The organism is Paramagnetospirillum caucaseum (assembly GCF_000342045.1).
GTDB lineage: Bacteria > Pseudomonadota > Alphaproteobacteria > Rhodospirillales > Magnetospirillaceae > Phaeospirillum > Phaeospirillum caucaseum.
This window is the reverse complement of record NZ_AONQ01000057.1, coordinates 1-13217: the sequence shown is the minus strand read 5'-3', so window position 1 is coordinate 13217 and position 13217 is coordinate 1. Positions and strand designations below refer to the sequence as shown.

The window sequence follows — 13217 nt, the reverse complement described above, 5'->3', positions numbered from 1 at the left end:
AGTGTCCAAGAGAATCACCATCGATCCCATCACCCGGATTGAAGGCCATCTGCGCATCGACGTCGAGGTCGACGGCGGCAAGGTCACCAAGGCATGGTCGTCGGGCCAGATGTGGCGCGGCGTCGAGCTGATCCTGCTGGGCCGCGACCCGCGCGACGCCTGGGCCATCACCCAGCGCATCTGCGGCGTGTGCACCACCGTGCACGCCATCACCTCGGTCCGCGCGGTCGAGAACGCCCTCAATCTGGAAGTGCCGGTGAACGCCCAGTTCATCCGCAACATGATCATCTCGGCCCACGCCATCCATGATCACATCGTGCACTTCTACCACCTGTCGGCGCTGGACTGGGTGGACGTGGTCAGCGCGCTGAAGGCCGACCCGCTGAAGGCCGCCCAGCTGGCGGAAAGCCTGTCCGACTGGCCGCTGAACAACAAGCACTTCATGGTCCAGACCCTGGAAAAGCTGAAGACCTTCGTCGGCAGCGGCCAGCTGGGTCCGTTCACCAACGGCTATTGGGGCCATCCGGCCATGAAGCTGTCGCCCGAGGTCAACCTCATGGCGGTGGCCCACTATCTCCAGGCCCTGGACGCCCAGCGTCACGCCAACAAGATCGTCACCCTGCTGGGCTCCAAGAGCCCGCACATCCAGAACGTGGCGGTGGGCGGCGTCTCCAACCCCATCGCCACCGACAGCCAGTCGGTGCTGACCGTCGAGCGCCTCTTGAAGCTCAAGATGCACATGGATGCGCTGGGTGACTTCATCCGCAAGGTCTATCTGGTGGATATCGCCGCCATCGGCGCCTTCTACGCCGACTGGACCAAGTACGGCGCCGGCATCACCAACTACCTGTCGTGCCCCGACTTCCCCATGGACAGCAAGGGTACCCAGTTCCTGGTGCCCGGCGGCTACATCCCCAACGCCGACCTGGCCCAGTACAAGCCGATCACCGCCTTCGGCGACGCCTACCTGCGCGACGGCGTCGAGGAGGGGGTCAAGCACGCATGGTACGAATATTCCAAGCCCGGCCCGCTGCACCCCTACAAGGGCGAGACCGTGCCCAAGTACACCGACTTCCAGGATGACGGGAAGTATTCCTGGCTGAAGGCCCCAACCTTCTACGGCAAGCGCGCCCAGGTCGGTCCGCTGGCCAGCGTCCTGGCCGGCGTCGCCGCCGGCCACCAGCCGACCATCGGCTACGCCACCAAGGTGCTGGACACCGCCTCGTCGCTGCTGGGCTCCAAGATCCCGCTGGCGGCGCTGCACTCCACCATCGGCCGTCACGCCGCCCGCGCCGTGCGGGCCGGCGTCATGCAGGAGGTCATGGTGCAGAACTGGCAGGCCCTGCTCGACAACATCGGCAAGGGCGACGCCAAGACCTTCAACAAGCCCACCTTCCCCAAGGGCGAGGTCATGGGCTACGGCTTCCACGAGGCGCCGCGCGGCCTGCTGTCCCACTGGACGGTGATCAGAGACGGCAAGATCGCCAACTACCAGTGCGTGGTCCCCTCCACCTGGAATGCCGGCCCGCGCGACGACAACGACAATATCGGCCCCTACGAGGCCTCGCTGATGGACAACCCCATCGCCGACGCCGAGTTGCCGCTGGAAGTGCTGCGCACCATCCACTCCTTCGACCCCTGCCTGGCCTGCGCCGTGCACGTGGTCGAGGACAACAAGGAAGTGGTGCAGGTCAAGGCCCTTTAAGGCTAGCATACCCTCCTCTCCCGCCACCCGGGCGGGGGAGGAGGGTATGAACACGGTCAGAGTTTTTCGAGGAAGCCCATGCGCATCGTTGTTCTCGGCGTCGGCAACATCCTGCTCTCCGACGAGGGCGTCGGCGTCCACGCCGTCAACCGGCTGGTGGAGCTTTACGATCTCCCCGAGGAGGTGGACGTCATCGACGGCGGCACCTCGGGTATGGATTGCCTGGATCAGGTGTCGGAGGCCGACCACCTGATCATCGCCGACTGTATGCGCGCGAAGAAGGAACCGGGCACCATCACCCGGCTGACCGGCGACCAGATTCCCGCCTTCTTCAAGACCCGCATCTCGCCCCATCAGGTCGGCCTGTCCGACATGCTGGGCGCGCTCAATTTCCACGGAATGATGCCCAAGAACATCGTACTGTTCGGCGTCGAGCCCCTGTCCTTCGACCTGTCCATGGAACCCACCCCCGTTGTGGGCGCCCGCTTGGCCGACCTGGTGGAGCTTCTGGTGGGTGAACTGGCCGAGATCGGCATCGCGGTTGCCAAGAAGGCGGCTTAGAGCATGTGCATGGCCGTACCGTCCCGGATCACCGCTATCGACAACGGAATCGCCACGGTCGAAGCCTTCGGGGCATCGCGCACCACCAGCCTGATGCTGCTGGAGGACGAGGTGGCGGTGGGCGATTACATCATCCTCGGCCCCGGCGGCAGCTTCGCCGCCGAAAAGGTCGATCCCGAGACGGCCGCCGAGGCGCTGGCCTATCTCACCGAGGTTCTGGCCACCGGGCAGGCGTGATGGTGCCGCTGGAGTCCGGCCTTTCCATCTCCCTTCATCTCAGCGAGGACCGGGTCGAGCGGGTGGAGATCACCTCCAATCGCCCGGTCCAGGCCTCCGCCATGCTGGACGGCCGCCCACCGGCTCAGATGCTGGCCCTGCTGCCCACCCTTTATTCCCTGTGCGGCACCGCCCAGGGGCTGGCCGGGCTGGAGGCGGTGGAGAACGCCGCCGGCATCGCCGCCCCGGCCGCCCAGCGCATGGCCCGTCATGTCCTCTGTCTGGTGGAGGTCCTGGCCGAGCACGCCGCCAGCGTCCTGCGCGACTGGCCGGTCCTGCTGGGCGAGGCGATGGACCCGGCCGCCGTCAAGCCGCTGCGTCCGCTGGTCGCGGCAACGCGCAAGGCGCTCTATCCCGCCGGGGACTGGACGGCGCCGGGCGGCGGCCGGCTGGCCCCCGACCGCCGCGCCCTGGACGAGATTCTCCGCCGTTTCGACGAGATCCTGAGCCGCCTGTTCGCCGGTCCGCCGGAGGAACGCCTGGACGGGTATGCCGATTTCCACGCCTGGGTCGCCCATGGCGATTCGGTGGCGACCCGCCTGCTGCGCCGCCTGGACGGCGAAGGCATCGCCAGCTTCGGGCGGACCGCCCCCTGCATGATGCCGGAAGCCGGGCCCCATGACCTGGACAGGCGGCTGGCCGGCGATTGCGGCGGCTCGTACCGCTCGCACCCCCAATGCGACGGCCGCGTCTTCGAGACCGGGCCGCTGTCCCGCCATCCCCGCCATCCGCTGCTGGCGGCCCTGGCGGCCCGGCACGGCAACGGCCTTTCCACCCGCTTCACCGCCCGTCTGGTGGAGATGGCGACGGCGTTGCGGGAACTGGAAGATTTGGTGCAGGATTTGTGCGACGATTCCGGCGGCCTTGCCATGGGGCGGACCGACGGGACGGGATTGGGACAGGTGGACGCGGCGCGCGGCCTGCTGGCCCACCGGGTGGAATTGCGGGAGGGTTTGTTGCAGGCGTACCGGATTCTGGCTCCCACCGAATGGAACTTCCACCCCCAAGGCCCCCTGGCCCTCGGGTTGATGGGAGCGTCCGGTCTCGATCTCGAATGGCGGACCGCTTTGCTGGCCGCCAGCCTCGACCCCTGCGTCCCCTACCGCATCCAGGTGACGGGCCATGCATGAGATGAGCCTGACCGAGGGCGTGGTGCGCATCCTGGAGGATCAGGCCGCCGCCCACGGCTTCACCCGGGTCAGGACGGTGTGGCTGGAGATCGGCGAATTGTCCACCGTGGTGCCGGACAGCATGGAATTCTGCTTCGACGCGGTGGCGCGCGGCAACCCGCTGACCGCCGAGGCCAAACTGGAGATCATCCGCGTTCCCGGCACCGCCTGGTGCATGGATTGCTCGAAGTCGGTCCATGTCACCTCGCGGGTGGATCTCTGCCCCGATTGCGGCGGGGCCAAGCTGGCGGTAACCGCCGGCGAGGAGATGCGGATCAAGGAAATGGAGGTCGAGTGATGTGCACGGTATGCGGCTGCGGAGACACCAAGGTGGACGGCCACGCCCATTCCCACGATCACGACCATGGTCACGACCACCATCATGGCCACAGCCACGACCACAGCCATGACCATCCCCATGGCCACGACCATCGCCACCACGACCACGATTCGGACAAGGACATCCACTATGGCCGGGGTATCGCCGGGGTGCATGTGCCGGGCCTAAGCCAGAAGCGCATCGTCCAGATCGAAAAGGACATCCTGTCCCACAACGACGACTTTGCGGGGCGGAACCGGGCTTGGGCCGCCGAGCACGGCGTCTTCGCGCTGAACCTGGTGTCCAGCCCCGGCTCGGGCAAGACCACCCTGCTGTGCCGTACCGCCGAAGCGCTGAAGGACCGCTACGCCATAGCGGTGATCGAGGGCGACCAGCAGACCAGCTTCGATGCCGACCGCATCCGCGCCACCGGCGTTCCCGCTATCCAGGTCAACACCGGCAAGGGCTGCCACCTGGACGCCCACATGGTGGAAAGCGCCATCGCCAAGTTGGGGGTGGCCGATGATTCGGTGCTGTTCATCGAGAACGTGGGCAATCTGGTCTGCCCCGCCGCCTTCGACCTGGGCGAGGCCTACAAGGTGGCGATCCTGTCGGTGACCGAGGGCGAGGACAAGCCCTTGAAGTACCCAGACATGTTCCACGCCGCCGCCATGATGATCCTCAACAAGACCGACCTTTTGCCCCACACCGATTTCGACGTGGAGCGCTGCATCGGCTTCGCCCGGCGGGTCAATCCCGACATCGTGGTGCTCCAGCTTTCGGCCCGCACCGGCGAGGGCTTCGACGAATGGCTGGCCTGGATCAACGAAGGCCGGAAGCGCATGGTCACCGAACGAATCCGCCGCCTGGAGGCCAAGCTGGCCGCCGCCAAAGCGAGTCTGGAGGGCAAGTGACCTCGGCCATCGCCCAGATCGTCGCCTTACCGTGCGAGGTGCCGCCGGTGCTGGCGGTAGGCGCCTTCCTCAAGAACGCCGTCTGCGTGACGCGGGGAGCGGAGGCGCTGATCTCGGCCGTCCACGGCGATCTCGGCACGCCCGATTCCATCGCCGCCTTCGAGGCTTCGGTCGAGGCCCTGGTGGACGAGGCGGGGGTGGTTCCGGTCCGTGTCGCCCATGACCTGCACCCCGATTTCCACAGCACCCGCTACGCCCTGTCCCTCGACCTGCCGCACATCGCGGTGCAGCACCACCACGCCCACGCCGCCTCCGTCGCCGCCGAGCACGGCATCGAAGGCCCGGTGATCGGCGTCTCCCTCGACGGCTTCGGCCTGGGGCCCGGCAACCAGTCGTGGGGCGGCGAATTGCTGCTGGTCGAAGGCGCCCATTACCGCCGCCTCGGCCATCTCGCCCTTTTGCCCCAGCCGGGTGGCGACCGGGCGGCGCGCGAGCCCTGGCGCATGGCCGCCGCCGCGCTGCACCGCCTCGGACGCGGCGCCGAAATCGCCGGCCGCTTCAAGGACATCCCCGCCGCCGCCATGCTGGGGCAGATGCTGGACAAACGGCTCAACAGTCCCGACACCTCGTCGGCCGGCCGGCTGTTCGACGCCGCCTGCGGCCTGCTGGGCGTCCTCCCCGTCGCCGAGTTCGAGGGTCAGGCCCCCATGGCGCTGGAAGCCCTGGTCACCCGGCCCGAGGTGCTGCCCACCGGCTGGATTCTCCAGGACGGCGTGCTGGACCTGCTGCCGCTGCTGGCCTGCCTTGCCCATTGCGCCGACCCGGTCAGGGGTGCCAACCTGTTCCACGGCACCCTGGTCGAGGCCATGGCCCAATGGATCGCCGAAGTGGCCGGAACCGCCGGCACGCCCTATGTCACCTTGGGGGGGGGCTGCTTCCTCAACAGGGTGCTGACCGCCGGATTGGTGGAAAAGCTGATGGCCATGGGGCTGAGGCCGCTGACCGCCGCCAAGGTGTCGCCCGGCGATGCGGGCCTGTCCCTGGGACAGGCCTGGGTCGCCGCGCTGAGTTGAGGATCAGAGGAACCAACACCATGTGCCTTGCCCTGCCCGCTTTGGTCACCGAACTGCTGCCCGACGATTCGGCCAAGGTCAATCTCGGCGGCGTTGCCAAGACGGTGTCCCTGGCCCTGGTCAGCGACGTCAAGCCCGGCGACTACGTCATCGTCCATGTGGGCTACGCGCTCTCGGTGATCGATCCCGAGGAGGCGGCGCGCACCCTGGAACTGTTCCGCGAGATGGGCGAGGAACTGCCAGCGTGAAATATATCGACGAGTTCCGCGACGGCGAGGTGGCGCAGTCCATCGCGGCCGCCATCAAGGCCGAGGCCGACGCGAACGCCACCTACCACATCATGGAATTCTGCGGCGGCCATACCCACGCCATCAGCCGCTATGGCCTGGAAGACCTGCTGCCCGCCAATGTGCGGATGATCCACGGGCCGGGTTGCCCGGTCTGCGTCCTGCCCGTCGGGCGCATCGACGCCGCCATCTGGCTGGCCAAGCAGCCCGGCGTCACCCTCGTCACCTATGGCGACATGCTGCGCGTGCCGGGCTCCAGGCGCCTGTCGCTGCTCAAGGCCAAGGCCGAGGGCGCCGACGTCCGCATGGTCTATTCCACCCTGGACGCCATCAAGCTGGCGAGCGCCAACCCGGAGCGCCAGGTGGTATTCTTCGCCATCGGCTTCGAGACCACCACGCCGCCCACCGCCGTGGCGATCAAACAGGCCCAGGCGCTGGGCCTCAAGAATTTCAGCGTGTTCTGCAACCACGTCCTGACGCCCTCGGCCATCACCCAGATTCTCGACAGCCCGGAAGTGCGGGAATTGGGGACGGTGAAGCTCGACGCCTTCATCGGCCCGGCCCACGTCTCGACCATCATCGGGTCGCGCCCCTACGAGTATTTCGCCGAGGAATACCAGCGCCCGGTGGTGATCGCCGGTTTCGAGCCCCTGGACGTCATGCAGGCGGTGCGCATGCTGGTCCGCCAGATCAACGACGGCCGCTTCGAGGTGGAGAACGAGTTCGCCCGCGCCGTGACCAGGGACGGCAACGAGAAGGCCAAGTCCCTGGTGGCCGACATGTTCGAGCTGCGCCGGGTCTTCGAGTGGCGGGGCTTGGGCGCCGTGCCCTATTCGGCGCTGCGCCTGAAGGAGCCCTACGCCGCCTGGGACGCCGAGCGCCGCTGGGACGTGCCCCAGGATTCCCCGCCCGACAACAAGGCCTGCGAATGCGGCGCCATCCTCAGGGGCGTCAAGAAACCCACCGACTGCAAGCTGTTCGGCACCGTGTGCACGCCCGAAAATCCCATGGGCTCGTGCATGGTCTCGGCCGAGGGCGCCTGCGCCGCCCATTGGACCTATGGCCGCTTCCGCGACCTGGAGAGAAGTGAATGACCCTGCCCCGCCGCGCCCATCCCCGCCCGCTGGATATCGCCTCCGGCCGCGTCGACCTCACCCATGGCGGCGGCGGCCGCGCCATGGCCCAGCTGGTCGAGGAGCTGTTCGTCGCCGCCTTCGACAACGAGGCGCTGAACCAGCGTAACGATCAGGCCGCCTTCAATGTTCCCGGCGGACGCATGGTGATGACCACCGACGGCTATGTCATCTCCCCGCTGTTCTTCCCCGGCGGCGATATCGGTTCCTTGTCCGTGCACGGCACCGTCAATGACGTGGCCATGGCCGGCGCCCGGCCCCTGTCGCTGTCGGCGGGCTTCATCATCGAGGAGGGCTTTCCCCTTTCCGACCTCCAGCGCATCGTCCAGTCCATGGCCAAGGCCAGCAAGGAGGCCGGCGTGCCGGTGGTGACCGGCGACACCAAGGTGGTGGAAAAAGGCAAGGGCGACGGCATCTTCATCACCACGGCGGGCATCGGCATGGTTCCCCCCGGTGTGGAGATTTCCGGCAACAAGGCGCGCCCCGGCGACGCCATCTTAGTGTCGGGGACCATGGGCGACCACGGCGTGGCGGTGATGAGCCAGCGGGAATCCTTAGGGTTCGAGACCGAGATCCTGTCGGACTCGGCAGCATTGCATACAATGGTCGCCGAAATGGTCGCCGCCGTGCCGGGCATCCGCGTGCTGCGCGACCCGACGCGGGGCGGTCTGGCCGCCACCCTCAACGAGATCGCCAGCCAGTCGGGAATCGGCATGCTGATGGAAGAGGCCCTGGTGCCGGTCAAGCCGCAGGTGCTGGGCGCCTGCGAGTTGCTGGGCCTCGACCCCCTTTACGTCGCCAACGAAGGCAAGCTGATCTGCATCTGCGCCGAATCCGACGCCCCCCGCCTGCTGGAGATCATGCGCGCCCACCCGCTGGGCCGCGACGCGGCGCGTATCGGGGCCTGCCGCGAGGATTCCCACCACTTCGTCCAGATGAAGACCCGCATGGGTGGCAACCGGGTGGTGGACTGGCTGGCCGGCGAGCAATTGCCGAGGATCTGTTAGAGATGCAACCGGGAATCAGCCACAGATGAACACAGGCAAACACAGATATGATCATGTTCAATAATCATCTGTGTCTATCTGTGTTCATCTGTGGCCCATAAACCCTATTGGCCGAAACAACCATGAAAATCCTCCTCCTCGCCCATTCCTTCAACTCCCTGACCCAGCGCCTGTGGGTGGAACTGTCCGAACTGGGCCACGAGGTCACCTGCGAGTTCGACGTCAACGACGCCGTCACAATCCAGGCGGTGGAGATGGCGCGGCCCGACGTGATCGTCGCCCCCTTCCTCAAGCGCGCCATCCCCGAGGCCGTGTGGAAGAGCCGCCTCTGTCTGGTGGTCCATCCCGGCCCGCCCGGCGACCGGGGGCCGGCGGCGCTCGACTGGGCCATCCTGGAGGGGCGCGAGGAGTGGGGCGTGACCGTGCTGCAGGCCGAATCAGGCATGGACGAGGGACCTGTCTGGGCCAGCCGCGCCTTCCCCCTGCGCCATGCCACAAAGTCCAGCCTTTACCGCAACGAAGTGGCCGATGCGGCGGTCGCGGCGGTGATCGAGGCGCTGGGCCGCCTGCCCGGCGGACCGGCCGGCCGCCCGGCCCTGCTGCCGTTCAAGCCGGCCGTGAAGCAGGCGGAACGCGCCATCGACTGGAGCCGCGACGATACCGCCACCGTGCTGCGCAAGATCCGTTCCGCCGACGGCACGCCGGGTCTGCTGGACGGCATGCTCGGCCGGCCGGTCTACCTTCATGACGCCCATCACGCCGCCGGCCTGTCGGGCCGGCCGGGCGAACTGGTCGCCCGTTCCGGCCAGGCGGTGGCGCGGGCCACCACGGACGGCGCGGTGTGGATCGGCCACCTGCGGGCCAAGGAGGCTCACGCCCTCAAGCTGCCGGCGCTCGACGTGCTGGGGCCGCTCGACCATCTGCCCGAGGCGCCCGGCTATCACGACATCTGGTACGACGAGCGCCACGGGGTCGGGTACCTGCATTTCCCCTTCGTCAACGGCGCCATGAGCACCGATCAGTGCCGGCGGCTGAAGGACGCCTTCGTCACGGCCGCGCAGCGCCCCACCAGGGTGATCGTCCTGATGGGCGGGCCGGATTTCTGGTCCAACGGCATCCACCTGTGCACCATCGAAAGCGCGCCCAGCCCCGCCGGGGAATCCTGGGCCAACATCAACGCCATGAACGATCTGTGCCGCGAGATCATCACCTGCGGCAGCCATTTCACCGTTGCCGCCATGCAGGGCAATGCCGGGGCGGGCGGCGTGTTCATGGCGCTGGCCGCCGATCTGGTGGCGGCGCGGGAGACAGTGGTCCTCAACCCCCACTACAAGGGCATGGGCAACCTCTACGGCTCGGAATACTGGACCTACCTGCTGCCCCGGCGCTGCGGCGACGACAACGCCCGCCGGGTGGTGGAGGCCCGCCTGCCCATGGGCGCGGCGGAGGCCGAGCGCCTGGGGCTGATCGACTGCCGCTTCGGGCGCGGCGTGCCCGAGTTCCGCCGGCTGGTGGAGGAGATGGCCGAGGCCCTGGCCGCCGACTTGGGCCTGGAGGAGCGTCTGGCCGCCAAGCGCCTGGCCCGCGCCGCCGACGAGGCGGAAAAGCCGCTGGAACGGTACCGCGCCGAGGAACTGGAGCACATGACGCTGAACTTCTACGGCTTCGACCCCAGCTACCACGTTGCGCGCTACAACTTCATCCACAAGGTGCCCAAGTCGCGGACGCCGCTCTATCTCGCCCGGCATCGGCAGAAATGAGTCCCCGCCCCGCCATCGTCGTCGGAGCCGGCCCCGCCGGATTGATGGCCGCCGAGGCGATGGCCGGGCGCGGGCGGGCGGTCGAGGTGTTCGACGCCATGCCGTCGCCGGGCCGCAAGTTCCTGCTGGCCGGCAAGGGCGGCCTCAACCTCACCCATTCCGAGCCGCTGGAACGCTTCACCGCCCGCTACGGCGCGGCCGCCGGCTTCATGGCGCCGCTGCTGGCCGAGTTCGGGCCGGAGCAACTGCGCGCCTGGGCCGAAGGGCTGGGCGTCGAGACCTTCGTCGGCTCGTCGGGCCGGGTGTTTCCCGCCGGCATGAAGGCGGCGCCGCTGCTGCGCGCCTGGATCCGCCGGCTGCGCGGCCTGGGGGTGGTCCTGCACACCCGCCGGCGCTGGCTGGGCTGGGACGGGGATGGCCGCCTGCGCTTCGCCGGACCGGAGGGCGAGGAACGCATCGCGGCCGGGGCCTGCGTCCTGGCGCTGGGCGGCGCCTCGTGGCCCAACCTGGGGTCGGATGGCGGCTGGGCGCCCATCCTGGCGGAACAGGGGATCGGGATCGCCCCGCTGCGTCCGGCCAATTGCGGCTTCGACCTGGATTGGAGCCCCGCTTTCGCCGGGCGCTTCGCCGGGGGGCGCACCGGCACGGTGGACCTGTCCTTCGGCGGCGTCAGGCGGCGCGGCGAGATCTCCATCACCGCCACCGGCATCGAGGGCGGCGCGGTCTACGGCCTGTCGGCTTCGCTGCGCGACGCCCTGGCGACGACGGGCGAGGCGGTGCTGCGGATCGACCTGATGCCCGACTGGAGCCCCGAACGGGTGGCGGCGGCCCTGGCCCGGCCGCGCGGATCGAGGTCGCTGTCCACCTTCCTGAAGAAGGCCCTGCCACTGCCGCCCACCGCCCTGGCCCTGCTGCGCGAGATGTCGCCGGCCACCGACGCCAAGGGACTGGCCGACGCCGTCAAGGCCCTGCCGCTCGCCCTGCGGCGTCCCCGTCCCCTGGCCGAGGCCATCTCCACCGCCGGGGGCGTCGCCCTGGCGGAGGTGGACGGGAATCTGATGCTTAGACGCCGGCCGGGAACCTTCGCGGCCGGCGAGATGCTGGACTGGGAAGCCCCCACCGGCGGCTATCTGCTGACCGGCTGTTTCGCCAGCGGACGCCGGGCCGGCCTGGCGGCGGCGGCTTTGCTGTAACGGCATGTAACCGGGCCGCCGATTTTTCTTCTGCCTCCGGATACGGCTGAGGTAGGGTGGGGCCAATCCTGTAGGGGCCCCTTCCCACAAGTCGTCAGCAGCACAATTAATGAGCCTGTCGCTCGATCTTGCCGAATCGGAACGTAAGCAAGTCATCGGGGCCAAGTCCCTGATGATATTGTCGTTTTGCATCTACGCCCTGACTTGGGTGCTGCTTCCGCTGGCGGTCAACACCACCCTTAATCGCGACACCATTCAAATCGTCTACTGGGGGCTGGAATGGCAGCCGGGCTTTTTCAAGCATCCGCCGCTGATCAGCTGGATGACCGAGATCGCCTTCGCGCTGTTCGGAGTGTCGGACGCCGTCGTCTACGGCCTCAGCGCCGCGGTGATGCTGGCCTCGTTCGCCTTCGTCCACCTGCTGGCCCGGCGCTACGTGGAGCCCATGAGCGCCGCCCTGGCGGTGGCAACCCTGCCGGTGCTGGGCTACTACAGCTACATCATCCCCCATTTCAATCACAACATCGTCCTGAACCTGCCCTGGTGCGCGGCCATCTGGCTGGCCTACATGGCCATCGAGGAGCGGCGGAGCTGGGCGTGGCCGCTGCTGGGACTGACCCTCGGCCTGGGCATCCTGGCCAAGTACACCATCCTGATCCTGCCGCTGCTGCTGCTGGTCCATGTGGTGGCGACGCCGCAACACCGCTGGGTGTTGCGCGCCCCGCCGGCCTGGGCGGCGGTGGGATTGTGCCTGCTGGTGGCCGGCCCGCACATCCACTGGGTGGTCACCCACGACCTGGGCCCCCTGCGCTACCTGTCCAGCGGCGCCGGCCTGAGCAACGAGAGTTTCCTCGACCGCCACCTGGTCAATCCCGTCATGGCCGTGCTGATCATGGCCGGCATGTGCGCCTCGCTGGGCATCGCCCTGGTGGGCGGCCTCGGCCTGCCCCGGCCGCAGCGAAAGACCTTGTGCAGCCGGAACCGCTTCCTGCTGCTGATGAGCCTCGGCCCCGCCGCCCTGGTGGTGATGCTGTCGGCTGTCACCGGCGGGGGGTTGCGGGTGGAATGGGCGTCGTCGTTTTTCCTGACGCTTCCCCTGCTGCTGCTGCACCTTTTCTACCCCGTTCCCGCCCCGTGGCGGGTCAATCGGCTGCTGGCCTGGACCAGCGGCTTGATGGTGGCCATGGGGGTCACCTATGTGCTGATCTTCACCGGCCTGATCGCCGACATGGACGAAGGCAAGTGGTCGCGCTTTCCCGGCCGGCCGCTGGCCGCCGCCACCGCCGAGGGCTGGGCCGAGGTCTGCGACGGCCCTGTACCGATGATCATCGCCGACGCCTGGCTGGGGGGAACCGCCTCGTACCGGCTGCGCGAACGGCCCCGCGTCTACAGCGAGGCCGACCCGAGAATGGCGCCGTGGCTGTCGGACGGCGACATCCGCCGCACTGGCGCCATCATCCTGTGGGATCAGGCCCTGGACGGCCGCTATCGCGACATCGACCACCAGGACGCCCCCAAGCCGGGCGAGCCCCTGGACTGGTTCCCCGGCATCCCCGCCCTGGAGGCGCGGTTCGGCCCCATCACCGCCCTGTCCGACGTGACGCTGGACTATCCCGGCCCGGTGCCGCAGGCCCCGGTCCGCCTGGGACGGGCGGTCATCCCCCCGGCCATTCCCTGCCGCTAAAGCGTGATGCCTTAAATGCGCATCACGCTTTAGTTTTATTTGTTTTGCCCTCGCCGGGCGGGCGCCTCCGCGCCCTTGGCCGCTCGCTCAATGCTCGCATGAGCGCCGCCCCTCATATTTGAGGCGCAGCGCTTTA

At 68.2% G+C, this 13217-nt stretch carries 13 protein-coding genes; all 13 read left to right on the top strand.

From position 1 onward, the window contains the following. The first annotated feature begins 1 nt into the window (after position 1). The 13 genes from H261_RS17245 (at position 2) to H261_RS17185 (ending at position 13081) form a co-directional block, all read left to right on the top strand. Positions 2 to 1705 carry a nickel-dependent hydrogenase large subunit gene (locus tag H261_RS17245; RefSeq protein ID WP_008620025.1) on the top strand — a complete coding sequence of 568 codons (1704 nt, stop codon included), beginning with the start codon at positions 2 to 4 and terminating at the stop codon, positions 1703 to 1705. A 78-nt stretch (positions 1706 to 1783) separates the two neighbouring features. Further along, positions 1784 to 2266: a HyaD/HybD family hydrogenase maturation endopeptidase gene (locus H261_RS17240; RefSeq protein WP_008620023.1), complete on the top strand. Its 483-nt coding sequence runs from the start codon at positions 1784 to 1786 to the stop codon at positions 2264 to 2266. A gap of 9 nt (positions 2267 to 2275) precedes the next feature. Beyond that, positions 2276 to 2503, top strand: coding sequence for a HypC/HybG/HupF family hydrogenase formation chaperone (locus H261_RS17235; RefSeq protein ID WP_235062968.1), 228 nt, complete (start codon positions 2276 to 2278; stop codon positions 2501 to 2503). Beyond that, the gene (locus tag H261_RS17230; protein WP_008620021.1) at positions 2503 to 3672 is read left to right on the top strand and encodes a nickel-dependent hydrogenase large subunit; all 1170 of its coding nucleotides are present in this window, start codon (positions 2503 to 2505) and stop codon (positions 3670 to 3672) included. Before H261_RS17235 ends, H261_RS17230 begins: the two co-directional genes overlap by 1 nt. Next, complete coding sequence (gene hypA / locus H261_RS17225) at positions 3665 to 4009, top strand: hydrogenase maturation nickel metallochaperone HypA (RefSeq protein WP_008620020.1); 345 nt, start codon at positions 3665 to 3667, stop codon at positions 4007 to 4009. Before H261_RS17230 ends, hypA begins: the two co-directional genes overlap by 8 nt. Then, positions 4009 to 4944 carry a hydrogenase nickel incorporation protein HypB gene (gene hypB / locus H261_RS17220; protein WP_008620019.1) on the top strand — a complete coding sequence of 312 codons (936 nt, stop codon included), beginning with the start codon at positions 4009 to 4011 and terminating at the stop codon, positions 4942 to 4944. Before hypA ends, hypB begins: the two co-directional genes overlap by 1 nt. Next, the gene (locus H261_RS17215; RefSeq protein WP_008620018.1) at positions 4941 to 6017 is read left to right on the top strand and encodes a Kae1-like domain-containing protein; all 1077 of its coding nucleotides are present in this window, start codon (positions 4941 to 4943) and stop codon (positions 6015 to 6017) included. The genes hypB and H261_RS17215 overlap by 4 nt, the downstream gene beginning before the upstream one ends. A gap of 20 nt (positions 6018 to 6037) precedes the next feature. Beyond that, the gene (locus H261_RS17210) at positions 6038 to 6265 is read left to right on the top strand and encodes a HypC/HybG/HupF family hydrogenase formation chaperone (RefSeq protein WP_008620017.1); all 228 of its coding nucleotides are present in this window, start codon (positions 6038 to 6040) and stop codon (positions 6263 to 6265) included. Continuing rightward, complete coding sequence (gene hypD, locus H261_RS17205; RefSeq protein WP_008620015.1) at positions 6262 to 7398, top strand: hydrogenase formation protein HypD; 1137 nt, start codon at positions 6262 to 6264, stop codon at positions 7396 to 7398. Before H261_RS17210 ends, hypD begins: the two co-directional genes overlap by 4 nt. Next, positions 7395 to 8444 carry a hydrogenase expression/formation protein HypE gene (hypE, locus tag H261_RS17200; protein WP_008620013.1) on the top strand — a complete coding sequence of 350 codons (1050 nt, stop codon included), beginning with the start codon at positions 7395 to 7397 and terminating at the stop codon, positions 8442 to 8444. The genes hypD and hypE overlap by 4 nt, the downstream gene beginning before the upstream one ends. A gap of 122 nt (positions 8445 to 8566) precedes the next feature. Next, positions 8567 to 10204: a hydrogenase maturation protein gene (locus H261_RS17195; protein ID WP_008620011.1), complete on the top strand. Its 1638-nt coding sequence runs from the start codon at positions 8567 to 8569 to the stop codon at positions 10202 to 10204. Next, complete coding sequence (locus H261_RS17190; RefSeq protein WP_008620008.1) at positions 10201 to 11397, top strand: BaiN/RdsA family NAD(P)/FAD-dependent oxidoreductase; 1197 nt, start codon at positions 10201 to 10203, stop codon at positions 11395 to 11397. Before H261_RS17195 ends, H261_RS17190 begins: the two co-directional genes overlap by 4 nt. Positions 11398 to 11506: 109 nt before the next feature. Beyond that, complete coding sequence (locus H261_RS17185) at positions 11507 to 13081, top strand: glycosyltransferase family 39 protein (RefSeq protein WP_008620005.1); 1575 nt, start codon at positions 11507 to 11509, stop codon at positions 13079 to 13081. Positions 13082 to 13217 lie beyond the last annotated feature (136 nt).